This window comes from Pseudarthrobacter sp. CC4 (assembly GCF_048957775.1).
Taxonomy (GTDB): domain Bacteria; phylum Actinomycetota; class Actinomycetes; order Actinomycetales; family Micrococcaceae; genus Arthrobacter.
The window spans coordinates 23,632-46,702 of sequence record NZ_JARCCZ010000005.1 but is presented as its reverse complement, the minus strand read 5'-3'; the positions used below and the strand labels follow the sequence as shown (position 1 = coordinate 46,702).

19 protein-coding genes are annotated in these 23,071 nt (G+C 67.2%); 8 read left to right on the top strand and 11 right to left on the bottom strand.

Going from position 1 to position 23,071, the window contains the following annotated elements:
* Positions 1 to 119: 119 nt before the first annotated feature.
* The 3 genes from PV768_RS05650 to PV768_RS05640 form a co-directional block, all read right to left on the bottom strand.
* Entirely contained in the window at positions 120 to 1,487 is a 1,368-nt protein-coding gene (locus PV768_RS05650) for an ABC transporter substrate-binding protein (protein ID WP_421092492.1), read from the bottom strand.
* A 239-nt stretch (positions 1,488 to 1,726) separates the two neighbouring features.
* Positions 1,727 to 2,668 carry a carbohydrate ABC transporter permease gene (locus PV768_RS05645; RefSeq protein ID WP_421092491.1) on the bottom strand — a complete coding sequence of 314 codons (942 nt, stop codon included), beginning with the start codon at positions 2,666 to 2,668 and terminating at the stop codon, positions 1,727 to 1,729.
* Positions 2,658 to 3,602: a sugar ABC transporter permease gene (locus PV768_RS05640; protein WP_321214363.1), complete on the bottom strand. Its 945-nt coding sequence runs from the start codon at positions 3,600 to 3,602 to the stop codon at positions 2,658 to 2,660. Before PV768_RS05640 ends, PV768_RS05645 begins: the two co-directional genes overlap by 11 nt.
* Before the next feature lie 522 nt (positions 3,603 to 4,124).
* Here PV768_RS05640 and PV768_RS05635 point away from each other — a divergent pair.
* Genes PV768_RS05635 through PV768_RS05625 form a run of 3 tightly spaced genes read left to right on the top strand, consistent with a single transcriptional unit; the run spans position 4,125 to position 8,565 of the window.
* Positions 4,125 to 5,300: an acetylxylan esterase gene (locus PV768_RS05635; RefSeq protein WP_421092490.1), complete on the top strand. Its 1,176-nt coding sequence runs from the start codon at positions 4,125 to 4,127 to the stop codon at positions 5,298 to 5,300.
* The gene (locus tag PV768_RS05630) at positions 5,297 to 7,399 is read left to right on the top strand and encodes a DUF6807 family protein (protein WP_421092489.1); all 2,103 of its coding nucleotides are present in this window, start codon (positions 5,297 to 5,299) and stop codon (positions 7,397 to 7,399) included. Before PV768_RS05635 ends, PV768_RS05630 begins: the two co-directional genes overlap by 4 nt.
* On the top strand, positions 7,396 to 8,565 hold the full coding sequence (locus PV768_RS05625) for a M24 family metallopeptidase (protein WP_421092488.1): 1,170 nt from the start codon (positions 7,396 to 7,398) through the stop codon (positions 8,563 to 8,565). The genes PV768_RS05630 and PV768_RS05625 overlap by 4 nt, the downstream gene beginning before the upstream one ends.
* A 151-nt stretch (positions 8,566 to 8,716) precedes the next feature.
* Here the strand turns inward: PV768_RS05625 and PV768_RS05620 are convergent, their stop codons facing one another.
* Genes PV768_RS05620 through PV768_RS05600 form a run of 5 tightly spaced genes read right to left on the bottom strand, consistent with a single transcriptional unit; the run spans position 8,717 to position 14,665 of the window.
* Complete coding sequence (locus PV768_RS05620; RefSeq protein WP_421092487.1) at positions 8,717 to 10,168, bottom strand: aldehyde dehydrogenase (NADP(+)); 1,452 nt, start codon at positions 10,166 to 10,168, stop codon at positions 8,717 to 8,719.
* Between the two features lie 20 nt (positions 10,169 to 10,188).
* Entirely contained in the window at positions 10,189 to 11,298 is a 1,110-nt protein-coding gene (locus PV768_RS05615) for a mandelate racemase/muconate lactonizing enzyme family protein (protein WP_421092486.1), read from the bottom strand.
* The gene (locus tag PV768_RS05610) at positions 11,298 to 12,203 is read right to left on the bottom strand and encodes a 5-dehydro-4-deoxyglucarate dehydratase (RefSeq protein ID WP_421092485.1); all 906 of its coding nucleotides are present in this window, start codon (positions 12,201 to 12,203) and stop codon (positions 11,298 to 11,300) included. Before PV768_RS05610 ends, PV768_RS05615 begins: the two co-directional genes overlap by 1 nt.
* On the bottom strand, positions 12,200 to 13,165 hold the full coding sequence (locus tag PV768_RS05605) for an NAD-dependent epimerase/dehydratase family protein (RefSeq protein WP_157241178.1): 966 nt from the start codon (positions 13,163 to 13,165) through the stop codon (positions 12,200 to 12,202). Before PV768_RS05605 ends, PV768_RS05610 begins: the two co-directional genes overlap by 4 nt.
* Before the next feature lie 27 nt (positions 13,166 to 13,192).
* Positions 13,193 to 14,665: a Gfo/Idh/MocA family protein gene (locus tag PV768_RS05600; RefSeq protein ID WP_157241176.1), complete on the bottom strand. Its 1,473-nt coding sequence runs from the start codon at positions 14,663 to 14,665 to the stop codon at positions 13,193 to 13,195.
* 375 nt (positions 14,666 to 15,040) lie between these two features.
* On the opposite strand from PV768_RS05600, the gene PV768_RS05595 reads away from it, so the two are divergent.
* Positions 15,041 to 16,075 (top strand): LacI family DNA-binding transcriptional regulator, encoded by a 1,035-nt coding sequence (locus tag PV768_RS05595; RefSeq protein ID WP_157241174.1) that lies wholly within the window; start codon positions 15,041 to 15,043, stop codon positions 16,073 to 16,075.
* 7 nt (positions 16,076 to 16,082) lie between these two features.
* On the opposite strand, the gene PV768_RS05590 is transcribed toward PV768_RS05595, so the two are convergent.
* Positions 16,083 to 16,790 (bottom strand): FadR/GntR family transcriptional regulator, encoded by a 708-nt coding sequence (locus tag PV768_RS05590; RefSeq protein WP_157241172.1) that lies wholly within the window; start codon positions 16,788 to 16,790, stop codon positions 16,083 to 16,085.
* Between the two features lie 98 nt (positions 16,791 to 16,888).
* Between PV768_RS05590 and PV768_RS05585 the strand changes: the two genes are divergently transcribed.
* Positions 16,889 to 18,250 carry an alpha-hydroxy acid oxidase gene (locus PV768_RS05585; RefSeq protein ID WP_321214372.1) on the top strand — a complete coding sequence of 454 codons (1,362 nt, stop codon included), beginning with the start codon at positions 16,889 to 16,891 and terminating at the stop codon, positions 18,248 to 18,250.
* Positions 18,251 to 18,329: 79 nt separating this feature from the next.
* Here the strand turns inward: PV768_RS05585 and PV768_RS05580 are convergent, their stop codons facing one another.
* The gene (locus PV768_RS05580; RefSeq protein ID WP_157241168.1) at positions 18,330 to 18,935 is read right to left on the bottom strand and encodes an ArsR/SmtB family transcription factor; all 606 of its coding nucleotides are present in this window, start codon (positions 18,933 to 18,935) and stop codon (positions 18,330 to 18,332) included.
* 153 nt (positions 18,936 to 19,088) lie between these two features.
* Here PV768_RS05580 and PV768_RS05575 point away from each other — a divergent pair, with 153 nt between their 5' ends.
* Positions 19,089 to 19,565, top strand: coding sequence for a hypothetical protein (locus PV768_RS05575; RefSeq protein ID WP_421092564.1), 477 nt, complete (start codon positions 19,089 to 19,091; stop codon positions 19,563 to 19,565).
* A 49-nt stretch (positions 19,566 to 19,614) separates the two neighbouring features.
* Here PV768_RS05575 and PV768_RS05570 read toward each other — a convergent pair whose 3' ends face one another.
* Positions 19,615 to 20,826, bottom strand: a complete 1,212-nt coding sequence (locus tag PV768_RS05570; RefSeq protein ID WP_157241166.1) for an acetoin utilization protein AcuC — start codon at positions 20,824 to 20,826, stop codon at positions 19,615 to 19,617.
* Between the two features lie 103 nt (positions 20,827 to 20,929).
* On the opposite strand from PV768_RS05570, the gene PV768_RS05565 reads away from it, so the two are divergent.
* A complete protein-coding gene (locus PV768_RS05565) occupies positions 20,930 to 22,363 on the top strand; it encodes a TrkH family potassium uptake protein (RefSeq protein WP_421092484.1) in 1,434 nt (477 codons plus the stop codon).
* A gap of 40 nt (positions 22,364 to 22,403) precedes the next feature.
* Positions 22,404 to 23,042 carry a potassium channel family protein gene (locus PV768_RS05560; RefSeq protein WP_171059109.1) on the top strand — a complete coding sequence of 213 codons (639 nt, stop codon included), beginning with the start codon at positions 22,404 to 22,406 and terminating at the stop codon, positions 23,040 to 23,042.
* Positions 23,043 to 23,071 lie beyond the last annotated feature (29 nt).

Genomic DNA, 23,071 nt, shown 5'->3' with positions numbered 1-23,071 from the left:
TCCGCCCCGGCTGGAACCTGATGGTTCCAGCCGGGGCGAAGCTGCCGCCCGCCGTCGGACGTGGTGGGCGGAGGAGGCGCCCACCCACGTTGTCCCAAGCCGTGTTGGCGGCGTGAAGACTAGCTGCTGATTGCGGATTTCATTTCGGCGTGGGCCTTCTTGCCGGCTTCCTCCGTGGACAGCCTCTCAAAGAGAACCTCGGAAGTGTAGCGCTTGATGATTTCCTGGATGGCCCCGGCACCCTTCGGCGGCGGCGCGGGGGCTTCGCCCAGTTCGTCCTTGATCTGGTCGATGAACTTGACCACCTTCACGTCCGCCGGGGTCAGCTTGGACTCGATGGCCGCACGGACCTCGGAGTTCGGGTAGACGCCGCGGTCAGCCAGCAGGGTCTCGCCGGCCTTGACGTCGTTGGCCAGGAAGTTGATGAACTTGGCGGTCTCCTCAGGGTGCTTGGTGCGTGAGGACGCGGACCAGAACTGGGAAGCCTTGTACCAAAGCTTCGCATCGGCGGATGACCCGGTCTTGCTGGGGAACCGCAGGATCTTCAAGTCGCTGCCGGATGCCTTCTCCAAGGCAGGAGCCTGGTTGGACCACCAGAATGCGAGGCCGTTCTTTCCGGTGGCGAGTCCGGACTGGTCAAGCGGGGCGGCCTCAGCTTCCACAACCTCGGATGCGGTCGGAACGGCCTTGTTCTCGCTGAGCTGCTTCAGGAACGCCCACCATTCGGCGATGTCGCCCGGCTCGAAGCCCAGCTTGCCATCGGAGGTGTAGAGGGACTTGCCGTTCTGGCGTAGCCAGACTCCGAGTGACGCCTCGTCGGTCCCGTAGGCGGCAGCGCCGTAGGTGCCCTTCGGGGACTTGGCAGTGACCTCGGAGGCGATCCGCCCAAAGTCCTCCCAGGTCCACTTGGAGTCGTCAGGCAGCGGAACACCGGCAGCCTCAAAAACCTTCGGGTTCGCCAGGATGGTGGCGGCGTTGATGCCGGCCGCGATGCCAGTCAGGCCGTCTTCGCCCTTGCCCGCGTTCAGTGCCGCTTCGTCGAGCTTGGAGGTGTCGATGTCGTACTTGGACAGGTCAAGAAGGGCTCCGCGGCTGGAGTACTCGGTGATGTACTTTTCGTCCATCTGGATAATGTCCGGGGCATCGTTCGCCGCCACCTGGGTGGCAAGCTTGTCCCAATAACCGCTCCAGTCACCGAATTCCGGCTTGATCTTGATGTTGGGGTTTTCGGCCTCAAACTTCTTGATGGCTTCCTGGGTCAGCTGGGCCCGCTTGTCGCCGCCCCACCAGGAGAAACGGAGTTCGACGGGGCCGTCAGCGTTTTGTTGACCGGATCCCCCGCCACAGGCACTGAGGCTCAGAGCCATGACGACGGCGGCAGCAGCTGCTGCAACACCAGTCTTACGTCGGCGGCGTCGTCCGCCCGTGGAGGATGTTGCTGCCGGCTGCTTGGCTGCAGCAGGGGCAGAGCGGGAAAAAAGCGGCATTGGTGCTCCGATCTTCTTTGATCTTGGTGCTGGGGCTGGAGTTAGGGGATGAATCTCAAACGAGGTGGCACCGAAACGGGAAACCGTTTTCTTGGTCTAAGAATACAAGTAGCAAACTTGTATTACAAGATGTTTCAGAATGTTATGGACCTCGGAAGCGGCCCGTCGGCGGACGGGCCGCTTCCTGCAGCGCAGTTAGTACCGCGGCCGGCGAGGGAGGCGTGTAAAAGCCGGGACTGCTATTTGATGCCTGTGGTGGCAATGCCCTTGATGAGGAACCGCTGGCCGAAGAGGAACACGAGGAAGACCGGCAGGAGCGACACGATGGACATCGCGAACAGCGATCCCCAGCTCGTAGCCGACTGCGAATCCACGAAGGCGCGCAGTGCGACAGGAACCGTGAACATGTCGGGGTCCGTCAGGTAGATCAGGGCGCCGAAAAAGTCGTTCCACGTCCAGATGAACGTGAAGATTGTGGTGGTGGCCAGGGCCGGGACCATCAGCGGCAGGATGACCCGCAGGAAGATGCGGGGGTGGCCTGCGCCGTCGATCCTTGCGGCCTCATCCAGCTCCCGGGGAATGCCGCGGATGAACTGGACCATAAGGAAGACAAAGAACGCTTCGGTGGCCAGCAGCTTGGGCACGATCAGCGGCCAGAACGTATTCACCCAGCCAATCTGCGAGAAAAGGATGTACTGGGGAACGATCACCACATGGAACGGCAGCATGATGGTCAGCAGCATGATGCCGAACAGCAGCTTCTTCGCGGTGAACTGAAGACGGGCGAAGGCGTACGCGGCCATGGAGCAGGACACCAGGTTGCCAAGGATCGAGCCGATCACCACAATCGCGGAGTTGATCATGTAGTGGCCGAAGGGATGCGTCAGGGCCGACCAGCCTGAGGTGTAGTTGCTCATTTCCAGGCTGTTGAGCCAGAGTCCGGGTTCGCGGAAGATCAGCTCGTTGGGACGAAGTGATGAAACCACCATCCACAGCAGGGGGTAGATCATCAACCCGCCGGCAAGGATCAGGACGGCGTGCTTCATCAGGGCCTTGCCGCGCTGGGCCTTGCTGAAGGCCAGTGTTCCGCGGGACTCGCGGGGCTTGCGATGGTTCGTAGGCTTGCCGGCACCTCCGGACTTCTTGTCCGTGGCGGGCAGCGTCTCCAGCTTAGTCGTCATAGAAAACCCAATACTTAGAAGCGATGAAGTTGATGGCGGTGAACACACCGATGATCACCAGCAGGATCCACGCCATGGCGGAGGCGTAGCCCATGTCGAACTGGCCGAAGCCCTTTTGGTAGAGGTACAGGGTGAAGAACATCGTGGAGTCCGAAGGGCCGCCGTTGCCGCCCGAGACGATGAACGCCTGGGTGAACGACTGGAAGGACCCGATGATCTGCAGCACGAGGTTGAAGAAGATGATCGGGCTCAGCATGGGGAGGGTAATCCGCCAGAACTGCTGGAGGGTGGTGGCACCGTCAACCCTGGCCGCCTCGTAGTACATGTTCGGGATCTGGCGCAGGCCGGCCAGGAAGATGATCATGGGGGCGCCAAAGGTCCAGACGTGCAGCAGGATAATCGAGCCCAGCGCCGTGCTCGGGTCAGAAATCCAGCCGGGCCCCTGGATGCCGAACATGGCGAGGACCTGGTTCACCAGGCCGGTGGTGCCGAAAATCTGCTTCCAGAGGATAGCGACGGCAACCGAGCCGCCCAGCAGGGACGGCAGGTAGAACACCGAGCGGTAGAACGGCAGGCCTCGCAGGCCTTTGTCCAGGACGAGGGCAATCAGCAGCGCCACCGCAAGCTGGAGCGGGACCCCGATGAACACGTACGTGAAGGTCACGCCAAGCGAGTTGTGCAGCCGGGCGTCCGTGAGCATGCGGGTGAAGTTGTCCAGGCCCACCCATTCCGGAGGCTGGAGGAGGTTGTAGTCGGTGAAGGACAGGTACAGGGACATCAGCATGGGGCCGATGGTGATCGCCACCAGGCCCACCAGCCATGGCAGCAGGAAGATATAGGCGGCCTTGTTGTCCCTGCCGTTGGCCTTCTTTTCCGCGGCGGTGAGTTTGCCCTTTCGCCGGGTAATGGAGCTGAGTTCGCTGATGGCGCTCACTGGTGGCGCCCCATTCGTCTTGATGGCACCGCCGCTGCCGGCATTCCTGCCGGGCGCGGTACCTCCGGTATGTGCTTAGCGGCCATGTGGTCTCCTTTGGTCATCGTGGCCTCCACGTTGGTGTTTCCGCCCTGGGCGGAGGTGTGCTCCCGCTGCGGGGCGGCATCCCCGCCAAGTTATTGGCAGTGGGAGGCCCCGCGCCGCCGGGAGGTGGGGGTTTGAAAAAGCGGCTCCGTACCAAAGTAAACGGTTTCTTGACTCGTGTATAGCCCTTTGCTAGTTTTTGAGAAAACGCTTTCCGCGTGGTCTGTCCCTACGAATAGAATCGAAGGGCCCAGGGGACGCAACAGTGCGGTTTCGTCTCACGGAATCTCTCTTGGCGCGGATGTGCTGTTCGGGAAGATCTCGCCGCAGGGCGGCGCGAAAGGGGCTTCAAGAAGCCGGCTCCAAACCGGCCTGACCCCCGGTTGGTCCCCGGTTGATCCACGCCATCAAAACCACATCGGAACAGGAGGCCAGCCAATGACAGGTAGCAGCCAGCGCGTCAGGCCCAGCGCCATCGCCGGCTACGAAGACTGGCCCGCCTATGTCCAGCAGCACCCCCGCTACCAGGCTGCCACCATTGCAGCCCAGGAACTTGCGGACGCCCTCGGCGTGCCCGGGGCGCTGCCGTCTCCTGACGTGACCGTCCAATGGGAGGAGACGTACGACGGCGTCACCACCTCCCAGCTCAGCTGGCAGTTGGGCTTCGGTCCCCGGAGTACGGGGTGGCTGATCCGCCCGGCCGGCGCTTCCGGGCCGCTGCCCGGCATCCTGGCCCTGCACTGCCACGGCGGCAACAAGTTCGGCGGCGCGGACCGGCTGGTTGAACTCCCCAAGTCCCATCCCTCCGCGAAAAACGCCCGGGCCGGCCATTACGACGGCCGCGCCCTGGCCACGGACCTGGCCCGTGCCGGTTCCGCCGTCCTGGCCCACGACACGTTCGGCTGGGGCAGCCGCCGTTTTGACCTATCGGTTCCGCCTTGGCGGACGGCCGACGCGCTGGAGGCGAGGCAGGCGCAGTGGCGGCAGGACGGCGTCGTACCTTCCGAGGCCGACGTGTACAACGCCGCCGCCGGATTCCACGAGGAAACCGTGGCCAAGACCGCCGGCCTGCTGGGCACCAGCCTCGCCGGGATGGTGGCCCACGACGACCTCGCTGCCCTGGAGATCCTCGCCTCGCTGCCGGACGTGGACCAGCAAAGGCTCGGCTGCATCGGCTTCTCCGGCGGCGGGGGCCGGTCCCTGGCCCTCGCCGCGCTGAGCCCCCGCATCAAGAGCTACGTGGTGACGTGCATGATGACCACCTTCCAGTCGCTTCTGCCCGCCTACCTCGACGCCCATTCATGGCTGCTGCAGACGCCGGGGCTGTGGAAGCTGGGTGACTTGCCGGAACTCTCCGCCCGGGCCGCGGCCCGCCGCCTGCTGGTGCAGTACGCACTGGCGGACCAGCTCTTCCCTGAAGACGGCATGCGCGGCGCCCACCGCATACTGGAGTCCCTGCACAGCCCCGACAGCTACACCGGGAGCTTCTGGCCCGGGGGCCACGTCTTCACCGCAGGCATGCAACAGGAAGCGATCGATTTCCTGTCCGCCTCGCTCGGCGCCAAAGACCCCAAAACCCTTCCTCCCTTCAGCTACCAAGGACCCACCTCATGATTGATCAATCCGCCACAGCGCAGCGCGGCCGCCACGCCACGGGAGGTGCCGCCCCCGGGGGCGTCCAGCGCATCGCCCTGGTGGGCGTCCACGGCTTCGGCGAACAACACCTCGCCAACCTCGCCAGGCTCGAACAGGCCGGCACCGTGGAACTCGTCGCCGTCGCGGACCCCAACCCGCCGGCCCCTGGACGGCTCGCGGAATCCGTAACTGTCTTCGACAACCTGGCCCAACTGCTGGCAGCAGACCCCGGCGTCGACGTCGTCATTCTCGCCACCCCCATCCAGACCCATGCTCCCCTGGCCCTCGCAGCCCTGTCAGCGGGCAAGGACGTCTATGTGGAAAAGCCGCCGGTGGCCTCGCTGGCCCAGTTCCGGGAAATGCTGGCCGCAGCCGAAACCGCGGGACGCCTGGTCCAGGTGGGCTTCCAAAGCTTCGGGTCCCACGCGCTTCCCGCCATCCGGGCGCACGTCGCATCAGGCGGCATCGGAGACATCCTCGGCGTGAGCGCAAGGGGCGAATGGGTGCGCAGCAAGGCGTACTTCAAGCGCTCCCGCTGGGCCGGAAAGCGCAACCTGGACGGCACCGACGTGGTGGACGGGGTGGCAACCAACGCCCTGGCCCACGCCGTGGCCACGGCGCTCCACCTGGCCGGGGCGCACACCCTGGCGGACGTGGAATCGGTGGAGACGGACCTGTACCGGGCACACGATACCGAGAGCGACGACACCTCCGTCCTCCGCGTGCGCACCGCCGGCGGAACCACCGTCACCTGCGGGCTGACGCTGTGCGCGCCGGAGCAGCAGAACCCGTCCGTGACGGTGCACGGCACCCAGGGCGAAATCACCTTCTTCTACACCGAGGACCAGGTGGTCTTCAGCACCGCGGACGGCGAGCGCCGGGAGACGTTCGGCCGTACGGACCTGTTGGAGAACCTGTTGGCCGCGCGCTCCACGGGCACGCCGCTGCTGTGTTCGCTGGCGGACACCGGCGCCTTCACGACAGTGCTGGAAGCCATCCGGACGGCCCCGGCGCCGCAGCCCATCCCGCCGGAACATGTCACCTGGGAGGGCGAAGGCGACGACGCCCACCCCGTGGTTGACGGCATCGCAGCCGTCATCGAAAGGGCCCTCAAGGCCCAGGGCACCTTCGCCGAGCTGGGTGTTCGCTGGGCCCGGGACCTGCCGCCGGCCCGCACGCTCACTGTGGACCGCAAGCCCGTTGCCGGGTACCAGGACGGCAGCCGGATCCGGGCAGTGTCCTCGCCCCGCCCCTACCTGCATCCCGTCCGGACCCTGGCGGGCACGGTGGTGACGGACCACCAGCCGCTGGACCACGTGTGGCATCTCGGCGTCGGGGTGGCGCTGCAGGACGTGGACGGCATCAACTTCTGGGGCGGCCGTACCTATACCCGTGAAGCCGGCCAGTACGTCTGGCGCCCGGACCACGGCAGCATCACGGTCCGGGACACCCTCGTCGAAGAAACAGCTGCCCGGACGGGCGGACGGGACGGGAAGCTACAGGAACTCCTGGGCTGGAACGGTCCCGACGGCGCGCCGGTGCTCGTCGAGGAGCGCACCTGGACCTGGGCCGGCGTCAGCCCGTCCATCTGGCGAATGTCCCTGGACTTCGCCCTCTCCCCCGCGGGCGGCCAGCCCGTCAGCCTCGGGAGCCCCGGCTCCAACGGCCGCCTTGAAGGCGGGTACGGCGGGTTCTTCTGGCGGCTGCCCGCGTGCGAGGCCGCCACCGTATGGACGTCCGCCGGTTCCGGCGAGTCCAGGGTGCACGGTTCGGTGACGCCCTGGCTCGCCTGGGCTGCAAAGTTCGACGGCGGCGCGCCAGTCGGCGGGGCATCAGGCGCCGGGGCACCCGCCGGCAGCGCCACGCTCGTCTTCGTCGCCGCTGAGGGCTCCACCGACCCCTGGTTCGTCCGCGTGGACGGCTACCCGGGCGTCGGCCAATCCCTCGCCTGGGACACCCCGGTCATCGCCGAACCAGGCCGTCCGGTCCAACGCAGCATCACCGTTTTCGTAGCCGACGGGATCCTGGGCACCACCGACATCGAAGCACTCATCAACCAGCAGGGGAACCGTTCATGAGCCAGACCACAGCCGACAAAACGCTGCATTCGGGCAGGACGGCCCCGGCCTCCGCGGCGGACCGCGCCATCAAACGCCGGCGCGTGCTGGACATCCTTGACGCCACAGGGCGGGAATCCCTGCTCCTGACCACCAACACCGCGCTGACGTGGTACCTGGACGGCAGCCGGGTGCACATCAGCCTGGCCGGCGATCCGATCGCCGCCCTTCTCGTGGACCGCGAGGGCGACCACCTCGTCACCTTCAACAATGAGGCCGGCCGGATCGCCGCCGAGGAGCTGCCGGCCGGCGTCGCCCTGCACTCTGTGCCCTGGTACGGCAACCTGCACGAGGCCGCTGCCGCCGTCGGACGTACTGCCTCGGCTGGAACTGGCCCGGGTGGAACTGCCGCCCAAGGCGGCACAGCCGGGCGTGGCACAGCGCCGCTGGCCGAAGCCGACGTGGCGTCGGAGCTGCGCGCCGCACGCCAGCAGCTGCTCCCGGCCGAGAGCACCCGCTATGCCCGGCTCAGCGCCGAGGTTGCCGTGATCATGACGGACGTCCTCTCCACGGCCCGGCCGGAGACCACGGAGTTCGAGCTGGTGTCCGCCTTGGCCGGCCGGGTTGTCGCCGCCGGCGCGGAGCCCCTGGTCCTGCTGTGCAACGGCAGCAGCCGCAGCGGGTTCCGGCACCCGCTGGCCACGCACTCGCCCCTGGGCCGCCGCGCGATGGCCGTCGTGTGCGCCCGTCGGGACGGCCTGGTTGCCAACATCACCCGCTGGGTAAGGTTCGACGCCGGCACGGCGGAAGAGCGCGACGCCGAGGCACGCATCGCCGCAGTGGAAGCAGACATCTTCGACGCCACGGTCCCCGGAGCACGGCTGGACCGGATCTTCACCGAGATCCAGGCCTCCTACGCCCGGCACGGCTTCGGCGCGGACCAATGGGAGCAGCACCACCAGGGCGGTCCCGCCGGCTACGCGGGCCGTGACCCCCGGGTTACGGCCGCCGCGACGGACACAGTGGTCCTGGACCAGGCCTTCACCTGGAACCCGTCCGGGCCCGGCGTCAAGATCGAGGACACGGTCCAGCTCACCGCAACGGGCCTGCGGGTCCTCACCGTCGACCCCCGCTGGCCCTCGACGGCGGTCAACGGACTGGAGCGGCCGGCCACCCTCCAGCTCTAGCCACAACGCTCGCTCAGTTCCTGCGGAAAAAACCGAAACGCTCTATCAGTTGACGCCGTAGTCCCGGCACCAACTGATAGAGCGTTTCGGTGAAACCGACATTAGGTGAGAGAGCGGTTCGGTTAAACCGACATCAAGTGAGAGAGCGTTGTCAGGGAAGTACGAGTTCCCCGTCGACCCGGCGCGGGATGCCCAGCGGGTTGCTTTCGTGCAGGGCCGGGTGCAGCACCGTTTCGGGCGCATCCTGGTAGGCAACCGGACGCTGGAAGCGGCGGACCGCCGTCGCGCCCACCGAGGTGAACAGCGAGGTGGTGGCCGGGTAGGGGCCGCCGTGCTGCTGGGCCCAGTTGACGGCCACACCGGTGGGCCAGCCGTCGAAGAGGACGCGGCCGGCCAGCTCGGACAGCTGGCCGACTAGGCCGGACACGTCCTCGCCCGGCTGGGCGTGCACGGTGGCGGTGAGGCTGCCCGGCACCTTGGCCAGGACCGCGGACAGCTCCTCCTGGCCCGAGTACTCGATCAGCATGGTGGTGGGGCCGAAGCACTCTTCCAGCAGCTCCCCGGGGCGCTCCAGGACCTTTGCCGCCGAGGTGGAAAAGACCACGGGTGCGGCGCCGTCGGACACTGCGTCCTGGTCCACGGTGCCGCTGACCACCTTCACGCCCTCCACGGACGCGAAGCTGCGCAGGCCGTCCGGGTAGGCCTCCGCGATCCGGCTGGTGAGCATGCCAAGGGCAGGCTTGTCCTTGCTGGCTGCCGCCACTTTCCCGGCAAAGTCTGTTCCAGCCGGGATGAACACCAGGCCGGGCTTGGTGCAGAACTGTCCGGCGCCCAGGGTGAAGGACCCTGCAAGCCCGGCGGCGAGCTGGTCCGGGCGTTGCGCCAGGGCTGCCTCCGTGACCACTACCGGGTTGAGGCTGCCCAGTTCGCCGTAGAACGGGATGGGATCGGGGCGGGACGTGGCCAGGTCGAAGAGGGCGCGGCCGCCGGGGATGGACCCGGTGAAGCCCACGGCCTTGATGGCGGGGTCCTGGACCAGCGCTGTTCCCACTTCGCGGCCGCTCACCAGGGCGAACAGGCCGTCCGGAGCGCCCGCGCCGCGCAGCGCCTCTGCCACAATCTCCGCCGTCCGTTCCGACAGCCGGAGGTGGCCCGAGTGCGCCTTGACGATCACGGAGCAGCCCACGGCCAGGGCCGAGGCAGTGTCTCCGCCGGCAACCGAGAAGGCGAACGGGAAGTTGGAGGCGGAGAAGACCGCAACCGGTCCGATGGGCCGCAGGATGCGCCGCAGGTCCGGCTTGGGCGGGGTGGAGTCCGGATCCGCGTGGTCGATGATGGCCTCAAGGTAAGTGCCCTCGGTGATCACCCGGGCGAACAGGCGCAGCTGGCCGGTGGTGCGGGCCACTTCGCCGGTGAGGCGGGCGGCGCCCAGGCTGGTCTCGGAATCCGCGATCTCGACGAGCTCGGCGGCGTTGGCGTCCAAAGCATCGGCCACAGCGTTGAGCCAGGCCGCGCGCCGGGCATCCGAGGCAGCCGCGGAAGCTTTCGCTGCCTTCGTGGCCGCAGCCGTGAGCCCGGTAAGGGAAAGGGTTGCAGTAGTCACTGGGATCCTGTTCGTCGTGATTAGGTCTGCGGGTTGTCAGTGAACCGGAAGCCGAGCCCCGGCTGGTCCGTGAGCGTCACCCGGCTGTTGCTGAACCGGACCGGCGACGGGCCGGCCAGGATCCCCAACTGTTCGAAGGATGCCTCTTCGACGTCCTCCACCATGGTGGGCTCCGCCAGGGTCAGGGCCAGCTGCCCGGACAGTTCGGGCAGCAGGTGCGGCATGACCCTGATGCTGTTGGTCCGTGCCAGCTCAACGATCCGCCGGAACGGGGTAATGCCGCCCACCCGGACGATGTTGGGCTGGATGATGTCCACCGCTTCCGCCTCAATGAAATCGCGGAACCGGTAGACGGTGTGCAGGTTTTCGCCAAGGGCAATCGGCACCGGTGAATGCTTGCGGAGCCGCCGGTACGCCCAGAGATCGTCCGCGCGGATGGGTTCCTCGAGCCACTCCAGCCCGAATTCGGACAGGACGTCGAGGGCGCGGAAGGTGGCGGGCAGGTCCCACCGCTGGTTGGCGTCGATCATGAGCTTCCGGTCCGGCCCCAGCACGGAGCGGACCGCGGCAACACGTTCGCGGTCCTCGCGCAGGTCGGGTTTGCCCACCTTGATCTTCACTGCCTGGTGCCCGGCCGCGACCCAGCGTTCGGCCTGCGCCACCAGCTCGTCAAGGGTGTAGTGCAGGTTCACCCCGGAGCCGTAGACCTCGGCAGACTCCTGCCGCTGGCCGAGGTATCCGGTGACGGAGGTTCCGGCGCGGGAGGCCTGCAGGTCCCAGAGGGCAAGGTCCACCCCGGCCATCGCGATGGTGGTCAGTCCCCCGCCGCCGGCCTCATGCAGCCTTTTCCACAGCGCGTCCCAAACCACCTCGGGGTTGGCCGGCAACCCTGCGACGAAAGGCGCAATGTCATGGTCCAGCAGTGCCTTAACCGCCTGGGGGCCGATGGTGGGCGTCCAGGAGAAACCGTGCCCCGCGCCGCCGTCGTCCGTATGGATCTCCGTGACGATCACGTGGTTTTCAGGTGCCTCCACGCCCCAGCTGCGGCGCAGCGGAACCGTGATGAGGCGGGTGGTGAGGCCCGTGATGCGCGGTGCGGTGCGCACCGCTTCGGCGGCCGGGGCGCCCATCAGCGGCCGGCCAACTCGTAGCCCCTGGCGAGGATGGCCTTCAGCTGGACCAACTGCTCCTCGGTGGGGTCGACCAGCGGCGGGCGCACGGGGCCCACCGGCAGGCCGCCCAGGCGCAGGCCTGCCTTGATCAGCGAAACGCCGAAGCCCGGAGTCTGGTCACGGAGCCGAACCAGCGGCGCGTAGAAGCCTTCCAGCAGGGCGTTCCGGCGGTCCTCGTCGCCCGCTTCGTAGGCGTGGTAGTAGGCCGTGGCGATTTCCGGCGCCATGGCGAACGCGGCGGACGAGTACAGCGGGATCCCCAGTCCGCGGTAGGCGCCCTGGGTCAGTTCGGCGGTCAGCAGCCCGTTGAAGAACGCAAAGTCCCGGCGTCCCGTGGCGCGGACCGCGGACACAATTTCCTGGGCCAGGCCAACGTCGCCGAGCCCGTCCTTGAAGCCGATGACCTTGGGGTTGGCGGCCAGCCTGGTCATGGATGCGGCCGTGAACCTGGCGTTGCCGCGGTGGTACACGATGACCGGCAAGCTGCTGGCGTTGGCCACGGCCTCGACATAGGCAACCAGACCGTCCGTGGGGCCGGTGACCAGGTACGGCGGCAGCACCAGGAGCGCGTCCGCGCCTGCTTCTTCGGCAGCGCGGGCGGCGGCGAGGGCATGGCCCAGGGGTCCGCCGGCTCCTGCTACTACCGGCACCTTTCCGGCAACAACCTCGACGGCGGCAGCGACTACGATGCGGACTTCGTCGATGCTGAGGGCGTGGAATTCGCCGGTGCCGCAGGCGGGGAAGACGCCGCCCGGCCCGAACGGAAGCCGCGAGCTGATGTGTTCTTTGAGCAGTTCCACGTCGACGGCACCAACGGCTGTGAACGGGGTGACGGGGAAGAACAGTACGCCGTCGAATTTCATGGTGTCTCCTTGGCTCCGCCGCCGGTGCTGACCAGCGCGGAGTTCTCGTCGTTGAGGGTGGAACGGGACTTGAGTTCCGTGCGCCAACTGCGCGCGGGGTGCCAGCCCAGGAGTTCCTGTGCTTTGGCGATGGAGAAGGCCGGGCTGGTGCCGGTGAGCCCTGCGCTGAGGACTTCGCTTCCGGGCAGGAATTTTGGCATCAGTTCGGCCAGGGGCGCGGTGGCGAGGGCGTCAGCGGCTCCGACGAAGAAGGTTTCCCCGTTGGGGATGAACGGCATCCTTTCCAGCAGCAGGTCGAGGAAGTCCGCCACGTCCCGGGCGTCCACGTAGTTGAACAGGGCGGGTGCGGAGAGGGCGGGGTCGGCCAGCCGTTCCACAAGGGTGTGGCCCTGCTGGGTGGGCGCGCCTTCCCACTCCTCCGGGGAGATCACGTAGCAGGGGCGGAACGCCGCGTAGCGGATCTTTTCGCCCTGGGCTGCCGCGAAGGCCTGGACGGTCTGCTCCGCGATGAGCTTGGAGAGCGCGTACGCGTTCCACGGCTTCGGCGGGGTCCGCTCATCCAGCGGGAACGACGGCGGCAGCCAGCCCGCAGGTGCGCCGTAGCCCAGCACGGTGGGGCTGCTGGCGGTGACGATCTTCGGCACGCCCACTTCCGTCGCGGCGCTGACCACGGCGAAGGCGAGGCGTGTGTTCGTAGCGAAGATGACGTCCTCGGGCGCGCTGAAAGGCACCGCGATCGCAGCGAGGTGGATGACGGCGTCGGGCGTGGTTTCCCGGAGGAGGCGCGGCGCCTCGCCCGGCGCCAGGAGGTCGGCGGTTTCCTGCACCACCCCGGCGGGAAGCTGGTCCGCCGGGACGGCGTCGCGGTCCACGGAGATGACCTGGTGGCCTTTGCCGGCCAGCCCCGCCACCACGCTGCGTCCCAGCCGGCCGGAGCCGCCGGTGACAAAGATCCTGCTCATGGTTGTTCCTTCAGGTTCTCGGGCCGGTCACTTGCCGCGGCGGAGGTCGATGCCGAGGTCCAGGTCCGCGATGCGTACGGGCAGGGAGGTCTCGAGGGAGCGGTTGCCGGCGATGCCCACGGACACCGACCTCAGCCCGTCCAGGTAACCGGAGGGGCGGCCCAGCGGGTCCTCGCCCGGACCGTTGAAGAGGTCCGAGAGCAGGAGCTCGTCGCCGCCGCCGTGTCCGCCTTCGCCGTTGACGATCGGCACCTCGTAGGCGGCTTCCCAGTGGCGCTGGACCACCAGGCGTTCGCCGTTGCGGCGGATGGCGTCCTCTTCCTCCACCGGGGTGGCGCTGGGGTCCACCACAGTCTTCTTGTCCGTGCTGTGCAGCACGGCGGCGCGTTCCACGACTTCCAGCTCGGCGCGGCCCTCGGTGCCGTTGACTGCGACGCGATAGCCCTCCCAGGGGCTGTGGGCGTTCAGCGAGTAGCTCAGGCGGGGCCCGCCCTGGTACTCCACCACGAGTGCGAGGTTGTCCTCGATGGTGATGCCGCCGGTGAAGACGTCCTGGTCGCGGCGGTAGCCGTCGTAGTGCTCGTTGTCCAGGAACAGCGCCTTGAGCCGCTCGTCCTCCCGCAGGTCCAGCGCGAAGGGGTCCTTCGCGCTGGTGCTTGTTCCGGCGGCGGAAGCATCGGCGTCGGGCGTGCCGCGCTCCGGACGGGGGCCCAGGCCGCGCTCGGCGGCGTTCGTGTCACCGTAGAACTTCAGCCCGCCGGAGGCGAACACGCGCTCGGGGACGTCGTCGATCCACCAGTTCACCAGGTCGAAGTGGTGGGACGCCTTGTGGATGAGCAGGCCGCCGGAGTTCTTCTTTTCGCGGTGCCAGCGGCGGAAGTAGTCCGCGCCGTGGACGGTGTCCAGCACCCAGCTGAAGTCGACGGACGTGACCTTGCCGATCACGCCGCTCTGGATGATCCCCTTCAGTGCGGTGTTGCGCGGCGAATAGCGGTAGTTGAAGGTGACCACAACGTTGCGGCCGGTCTCGTGCACGGCCTGGGTGATGCGGCGGCAGCCCTCGGCGTCGATGGTGAGGGGTTTTTCGACGACGACGTCCGCCCCGGCGCGCAGGCCCTCCACGATGTAATCGGCGTGGGTGTAGTCCGGCGTGGTCACGATGACCCGGTCGATGTTGTTGGCCTGGATGAAGGCTGTGAGGTCCGCCGGATCAAAGGACGCAACGGGTCCCGGGGCGCCGAGTTCCTGGATGAGCTGCTGGTAGAACTCCACCCGGCCGGGGTTTACATCCGAGAACGCCACCAGTTCGGCGGTATCTGCGTGCTTGCCGAAGATCGCGCGGATGTACATCTCGGAGCGCCCGCCGGTCCCGATCAGGGCGATGCGGGTCTTTCCGCCCCGGCGGGCGGCAGCAGCTTGGGCGCCGGGAACGGCGTGAAGGCCGTCCGCGGACTCGGACCGGGCCTCTGAAGCAGAAGTCGACTCGGCTGTGTTGACCATGAGGGTCCCTTTCGAAGGCTTAAATCCGGCCCGCCGGGCCGTTGTTCGGGGTTGATCCGGTTCTATGCTGACGAGGCGTGAGAAAACGCTTTCCGGATTCGTTATATGAGTTCTATCAACCGGACCGCCCATCCGTCAACCATTGGCAGCGTTGTGAGAAAGCGTTTTCTACCCCGGCGCGGCGGCCGCACGGGAAAAGCCGGGAAAACCGTGCGGGAAAATTCGGGAAAAGAAGAGAAATCGCTTTCCCGTCCCGTTATATGCTTTCACGTACGACATGCTCTGACTAGTACGTCGACAAGGAGTTGGCCGGGTACCCCCGCCAGCGGACTGCGCCCGGGCCTGCCGGCTCCGGCGCTGAGGAAGGGGCCACTTATGGTCAGGAAATCGGCTTCCGGCCGGATCGGCATCGCGGATGTTGCCCTCAAGGCGGGCGTCTCGCACGCCACGGTTTCGCGCGTCATGAACGGCAACTTCACTGTTGACCCTGAGATCGCCGCCCGCGTGAAGGCAGCTGCGGCTGACCTGAAGTACCAGCCCAACCCGGTGGGACGAAGCCTGGCCCTCGGCAAGACCGACACCATCGGCATCGTGGTGCCGGACCTGGCCAACCCCACTTTCCAGGCCATCCTCCGCGGCCTCAGCCGGGCGGCCGCCCAGGACGGCTACCGCGTCCTCATCGCCGACTCCTTTGAAGTCTCCAGCGAGGAGTCCATCCTTGCGGGTGAGGCGCGGCGGCGCTGCGATGGCCTGGTCCTGTGCGCTCCGCGCATGAGCGACGCCGAGCTGGAAGAGCTGGCCCCGTCACTGCGCCCGCTGGTGCTGATCAACCGCACCACGGCAGCCGCCGATGTTCCCAGCCTGGTGGTGGACTACGGCCAGGGCGTGCAGGACATCGCCGAACATTTGGTAGAGCTCGGGCATACCCGCCTCGCCTTCCTGGCAGGGCCTCCCCGCAGCGCGTCCAACAACCTCCGGCTCCAGGGCCTGGAGGCGTTCAAGGCCGCCCATCCGCATGTTGAGGTCACCATGCTTGAAGGCGGCTCCGATTTCGACACCGGCCATGGGTCAGTAGACGCGGTGCTGGAGAGCGGTGCCACCGGGATCCTGGCCTTCAACGACCTCGTGGCCATGGGCCTGATGAGCGGGCTGCACGAGCGCGGCCTTGACGTTCCCGGCGACATCTCCGTCACCGGGTTTGATGACATCCCCTTCGCCAAATACACGACGCCGACGCTCACCACGGCAGCGGTGCCCATCACCGAGCTGGGGGCGGAGGCATGGCACCAGCTGCGGGCCCTCATCCGGAATGAAGCGAGCCAGACTCCCGGCAGCCGCTACCAGCCGAGGCTCGAAGTGCGGGCCAGCACGGGCCCGGCCAAGGCCGCCCGCACCGCGGTGCACGGCTGACATCCGCTCACGGGGCTGGCCGGGCCTCCGCCGGATCCAGTCCTGCTTCCTTGTAGTAGCCCTGGATGTGGGCGGCAACGAGCCTTGCCGCCCGTTCGCCGTCGTCATTCCTGATGGCGGCGAGGATGCCGCCGTGCTCCGACTTCAGCCGCGATGCCGTGTCCTCCCAGTCGGGGAGGCTGGAGGTGATCTGCGCGGCATAGCTCTGGATGGATTCGCGCAACGATCCCATCATGGCGCTCACGACGGCATTGCCGGCGGCGTCGGCCAGGGCAAGGTGGAACCGGACGTCCAGCGCCAGGAACTCGTCGACGGCAAGCCCTTCCGCGGCCATCTGGTCCAGCAAGGCGGCGGCTGTCTCCAGCTCCGGCGCGTCCGGCCTGGCTTTCGACGCGGCCCAGGACTCGAGGAGCACCCGGGTTTCCACGATGTCCGCCACCGGAAGGTGCTGGGTTGCAACGTGCAGCCGCAGGGCAGAGCCGAGGGCCGCCGTGGGATCCGAAATGACCACCGTGCCGGCCTCCGGACCCGAGCCGACCCCGGCCCGGACCACGCCCATCGCCTCAAGGATCCTGATGGCCTCGCGCACGGACGTTCGCGAGACCTTCAGCTGTTCCGCAAGCGTGCGCTCGGCCGGAAGGCGGCCGCCCACGGTCAGCCTGCCCTCCGAAAGCTCATTTTCGATCCACGACAAAACAAGCTGGTGCGTCCGCATAGGGCAATGGTACTTGATGTGGTTGGACCACATGGCCTACAGTGTGGTTAGACCACAGGAGGTCCCGGATGCGGACCTGCCGGCCAATGGAGGACGCCATGACCCACACCATCCAGCCCAACAATCCGGAAGCAACTCCCGCACCGGACGCGACGGATATTCCGGCCACAACGCCGCCCGCCCCGTCCACTACCCAGGCACCGGCCGCTCCCCCGGCCGCCGCTGCCGTGCCGGCGGCGCTGAAGCGCCGCATCCCGAAGTACTCGGACCTGGCTCCGCTGATGCAGTTCAAGAAGCCGGAGTTCAGCAAGGAAGCCCGGCTCAAGCGGGCCAGCACAGTCTGGGAGCTGCGGGACATCGCAAAGCGCCGCACCCCGCAGGCGCCTTTTGACTACACGGACGGCGCCGCCGAAGCGGAAATCACTCTTCGGCGTGCACGCCAGGCCTTCCTGGACATCGAATTCCGGCCCGGCATCCTGCGGAACGTCTCCGCGATCGACCTCAGCACCGACATCCTGGGCAAGCCGTCCCGCCTTCCGGTGGGGATCGCGCCCACCGGCTTCACGCGGATGATGCAGTCCGAGGGCGAGTACGCCGGTTCGCAGGCAGCCGAGGCCGCCGGCATCCCCTACACGCTGTCCACCATGGGCACCGCGTCCATCGAGGATGTTGCCGCCGCCGCACCGAACGGCCGCAACTGGTTCCAGCTGTACTTGTGGACGGACCGCGACCGCTCGCTGGAACTGATCGAGCGCGCCGCCAAGGCGGGTAACGACACCCTGATGGTCACCGTGGACACCGCCGTCGCCGGCGCCCGCCTCCGCGACGTCCGCAACGGCATGACCATCCCGCCGGCGCTGACCATCAAGACTGTCCTGGATGCGTCCTACCGGCCCGCCTGGTGGTTCAACTTCCTCACGCATGAACCGCTGACCTTCGCTTCCCTGTCCCGCTACACCGGCACCGTGGCGGACCTGATCAACTCCATGTTCGACCCCACCCTGACGTTCGAGGACCTGGACTGGCTGCGCGAAACCTGGAAGGGAAACCTGGTGGTCAAGGGCATCCAGACCGTGGAGGATGCCCGCCGGGTTGTTGACCATGGAGCGGACGGCGTCATCCTGTCCAACCACGGCGGCCGCCAGCTGGACCGGGCCCCCATCCCGTTCCATTTGCTCCCCGAGGTCAAGGAAGCCTTCACCAAGGACAACACGGATGCGGCGATCATGCTGGACACCGGCATCATGAGCGGCGCGGACATCGTGGCAGCCCTCGCCCTGGGCGCCGACTTCACGCTGATCGGCCGCGCTTACCTGTACGGCCTGATGGCCGGCGGCCGGGCGGGCGTTGACCGCACCCTGCAGATCCTCGAGAAGGACATGGCCCGCACCATGGCGCTGCTGGGCGCCAGCAAGATCTCCGAGCTGACCCCGGACCACGTGCGCCTGCTCAACAACTAAGCCCCGCCCAACTGGCTCGCAGTTAACGCACCGAAATCCGGATTTGAGTGCGTCAACTGCGAGTCAGTTGGATTAAGAGCTACTTCTTCCGACCGAACTTCGGCAGGTTGGGGAGGTTGGCCAGGAGATCCGCGGCCTTGGTGGCGGCGCGCCCCACGGTCCTGCCGATCTGCTGGGGCACGCTGTCATCACTCAGTGGCGCGGTGGTTCCGCCGGGAATCACGACGGCGGGACTCAGGTCCGCACCGTCCCTCGCCAAGACTCCGGCGGACACAGCCTCGGCCGCTACTGCGCCGGCGGTCGCGGCCTCCTTGTGTGCGGCAGCCGCCTTCCTGGCTTGCGCGGGCGCAGGTTCGGCCCGCTTGGCGTCAGTGGCTGCGGCCGGGGCCGCGCCGGCTGCCGCAGCCGGCGCCGGTGCCGCCGAACCGACGTCGAGCGTTTCCAGCCAGCTGGCAATCCCCTCCAGCGGCTTACGGTTCAGTGCGTAGTAGCGCTTCTGCCCCTGGGCCCTCATGCTCACCAGCTGGGCTTCGCGGAGGACTTTGAGGTGCTTGGAAATGGTGGGCTGGCTTGCCGCCAGTTCCTCCACCAGTTCGCCCACGGCCTTGTCTCCGGAACGGAGGGAGACGAGGATGTCCCGCCGGGTCGATTCCGCTATGACGGCAAATACGTCGTCTGTCACCATGCCTCCCACCCTAGCGACATATACGCCCAAAGGCATCAACTATTTCGGCCGGTACCCGTCACCATTGCCCCGGTTTCCCGGCAGTGCTAGAACGGTGTCACTGCTGCCCGGATTCCCGCGCGGCGGCCACCACGGTTTGAGGGGTGGGTGGTGATGGAGTTCCTTCGCCAGCAACTGTTCAATATCATCGCGCTCGTGTTCCTGGGCCTTTTCGTGGCGGTCTGGGGCGCGGTGCTGCTGCGCGTCGGATTCTGGGTGCCGGACGGACGCACGGTGGCGCCGCCGCTCAACGGGGCCCTGGTCACGGCGGCCGGAGTCCTCGCCACGTCGTTGAGTTCGCTGACGGCGTCGGCCTTGGGATTTACCATCGCCGAGGTCCGTCGGGACGAGCTTCAGCGGGAGCCGGGCAGGCCCGCGGCCTTCAATCCTGCCGAGATCACAGCCAGGTTGTCCGGGCGGATCATTGCAGCGATCCTGGTCTACCTCGCCGTGGGCCTGGCCGTCCTGTTGCTCTGGCTGGCCAAAGGGACGGCATCAACGGACCTGATCGGCGCTTTCGCTTTGTCCCTGCTGGGCTGGCTCATCGGCGCTGCCGGGGTGGTGTTCCAGACGGAAAAGCCGAGCAGCTGACCAGGCAATCAGCGCAAGGAAGTTGAACCGGCACCGGTCGAACCCGCGGTCAGTCGAACCAGGGGTCCAGCCCGTGGAGCGGGAAGACTGCCTTCCTCGTGGCCATGACCGTCCTGTCCACGGCATCGTTGGGGTCGAAGCCCACTTCCCAGGACCGCCACCACAGTTCCACGTCGTCGCCCATCAGGAGGGGGGCGTCCCTGCCGAACTTTGCCAGGACATAGGCGCGCCAGTCCTCCGGGACGGGAGTGCGCAGCGGCACGGGCCGCCCTGACGCGATGGCAATCAGGTGGCTCCAGGACCGCGGGACCACGTCCGTAACGTTGTACCCGCCGCCCCCGGTGGCGATCCAGCGGTTGTCGCAGTGCCGGGCGGCGAGACTGCCGACGGCGGAGGCGGCCTCCCGCTGCCCGTCAACGCTGAGGTTGAGGTGTGTCAGCGGGTCCGTGCGGTGGGAGTCGCACCCGTGCTGGCTGACGATCACCTCCGGCTGGAAAGCGGCCACCAGCTGCGGCACCACCGCGTGGAAGGCGCGAAGCCAGCCGGCATCCCCCGTCCCTGACGGCAGGGCGACATTCACCGCCGTCCCCTCGGCCTGCGGACCGCCGATCTCATTGGCGAATCCGGTTCCGGGGAAGAGCGTAAGGCCGCTCTCGTGCAGCGAAATGGTGAGCACACGGGGATCATTCCAGAAGATGCTCTCCGTCCCGTCCCCGTGGTGGGCGTCGACGTCGATATATGCCACCTTGCTGATGCCGCCGTCGAGCAGCTTCTGCACGGCGAGTGCAGCGTCGTTATAGATGCAGAACCCGCTGGCCCGTTCGCGGGCGGCATGGTGCATGCCGCCGCCGAAGTTAACCGCGTGCAGCGCGGAGCCGTCCAGGATCCGGGAAGCGGACAGCAGCGAACCGCCGGCCAGCCGGGCTGCCGCCTCATGCATGCCGGCGAAGGCGGGATCGTCTTCCGTGCCCAGCCCGCGGGCCTCATCGGGCTCCGCTGGGTTGGCGCTGACCCTGCGGACCGCCGCAACAAAGTCTGCGGAATGCACCGACTCCAGCGCGGCGTCGTCCGCCACTTCGGGCGCTTCCACCACGACGTGGTCCAGGCCGAACAAACCCAGGCTGCCGGCGAGGCGGGCTGTCAGGTCCATCCGCTCCGGCGCCATCGGATGGCCCGGACCGAAATTGTAGGCAGTCATGTCAGAACTCCACGCCACCACCGTTGGGGGCGCGGGCTGGCTGAGACCCGGGAGGTATGTCATCAATCACAGGCTACCTGAGCGGGCGGCCCCTCCTGCCCGGCCATAACGCCGCATTAGTGGTTTACTACTGAGGGAAGCAGTTTCTACCGAGGAAAAGCCACACATGACGCAAAGCCAGTCGAGGCCCCGGAACCCGGCCAGCTGGCATCCCGCAGCGCAGGAGCGGGAAGGCCTCTGGATCCTTACGCGGCTGCGCGACTTCATTGACGACATCGCAAACACCTCCCCGGCCCGGCTTGCCCTGACGGTGTTCGCCGCCGTCTGCCTGGTCTTCACACTCCTCCTCTCGCTGCCGGTGTCGTCCGCCGCCGGCACGCCCACCCCGGTCCACCAGGCGCTGTTCACGGCCGTTTCGGCCGTGTGCGTAACCGGCCTGACCGTGGTGTCGACGGCGGTCCACTGGTCCTTCTTCGGCCAGCTGGTGATCCTGGTGGGCGTCTTCATTGGAGGCCTGGGCACGCTGACCCTGGCCTCCTTGCTTGCCCTGATGGTCAGCAAGCGGCTGGGCGTGCGGGGGAAAATCATCGCCGCGGAATCCATGAACAACGCAGGCCGCCTGGGCGAGGTGGGCACCCTGCTGCGGATCGTCATCACAACATCAGTGGTGATCGAAGGAATGCTGGCGCTTGCCCTTGTCCCGCGGTTCCTGACCCTGGGAGAGCCGTTCTGGCAGTCCGTGTGGCACGGGATCTTCTACTCCATCTCGTCCTTCAACAATGCCGGTTTTACCCCGCATTCGGATGGGATCGTGCCTTACGAAACGGACCTTTGGATCCTGGTCCCGCTGATGCTCGGCGTCTTCCTGGGAAGCCTCGGGTTTCCCGTGGTGATGGTCCTCCAGCAGAACGGGCTGAACTGGAAGAAGTGGAACCTGCACACCAAGCTCACCATCCAGGTGTCCTTCATCCTCCTGTTTGCCGGCACTTTCCTGTGGGCTTTGATGGAGTGGGACAACCTGCGGACCATCGGGACCATGGATTTCGATGACAAGGTGACGCATGCCCTGTTCGCCTCCGTGATGATGCGGTCCGGCGGCTTCAACCTGGTGGACCAGAACCAGATGGAGTCCACCACCATGCTCTTGACCGACGCGCTCATGTTCGCCGGCGGCGGCTCGGCATCCACGGCCGGCGGCATCAAGGTCACCACCATCGCCGTGATGTTCCTGGCGATCGTGGCGGAGGCCAGGGGCGACACCGATGTGCAGGTCTACGGCAGGACCATCCCGCAGGGCACCATGCGCGTTGCCATCTCCGTGATCGTCGCGGGCGCCACCCTGGTGTCCGTGTCCGCCTTCCTCCTGCTGCACATCAGCGGGGCGTCCCTGGACCGGGTGCTGTTCGAGACCATTTCGGCTTTCGCCACCGTGGGTCTCAGCACCAACCTCAGCGCAGAGGTGCCGCCGGCGGGCGTTTACGTCCTTGCCGCCCTGATGTTCGCCGGCCGCGTCGGCACCGTGACCCTGGCGGCCGCCCTGGCCCTCCGCCAGCGCAGCCAGTTGTACCACTATCCCGAAGAGAGGCCGATCATTGGCTAGTTCCCCAGACGCCCCCCGGCGCCCCGCCCACAACGCTCCAGTGCTGGTGATCGGGCTGGGCCGCTTCGGTTCATCCACGGCAGAACAGCTGGTCAAGCAGGGCCGGGAAGTCCTGGCTATTGAACGGGACCGGTCCCTGGTGCAGAAGTGGGCACCGCTGCTGACCCACGTGGTGGAGGCCGACGCCACCAACATCGATGCGCTCCGCCAGCTCGGCGCGCAGGAGTTCAGTTCCGCCGTCGTGGGCGTGGGCACGTCCATCGAGTCCTCCGTGCTGATCACGGTCAACCTGGTGGACCTTGGCATCGAGCACCTGTGGGTGAAGGCGATTACGCCGTCCCACGGCAAGATCCTCACCCGGATCGGCGCCAACCATGTGATTTATCCGGAGGCCGACGCCGGCGTCCGCGCAGCCCACCTGGTGTCCGGCCGGATGCTCGACTTCATCGAGTTCGACGACGACTTCGCGATCGTGAAAATGTACCCGCCGCGCGAAACGGTGGGGTTCACCCTGGACGAGTCAAAGGTCCGTTCCAAGTACGGCGTGACGATCGTGGGCGTGAAGTCGCCCGGCGAGGACTTCACCTATGCCCGCCCGGAGACCAAGGTGTCCTCCCGGGACATGCTGATCGTGTCCGGCCACGTGGACCTGCTGGAACGGTTCGCTGCCCGGCCGTAATTGCACGGGTGCCTGGGCCCACGCCCGCG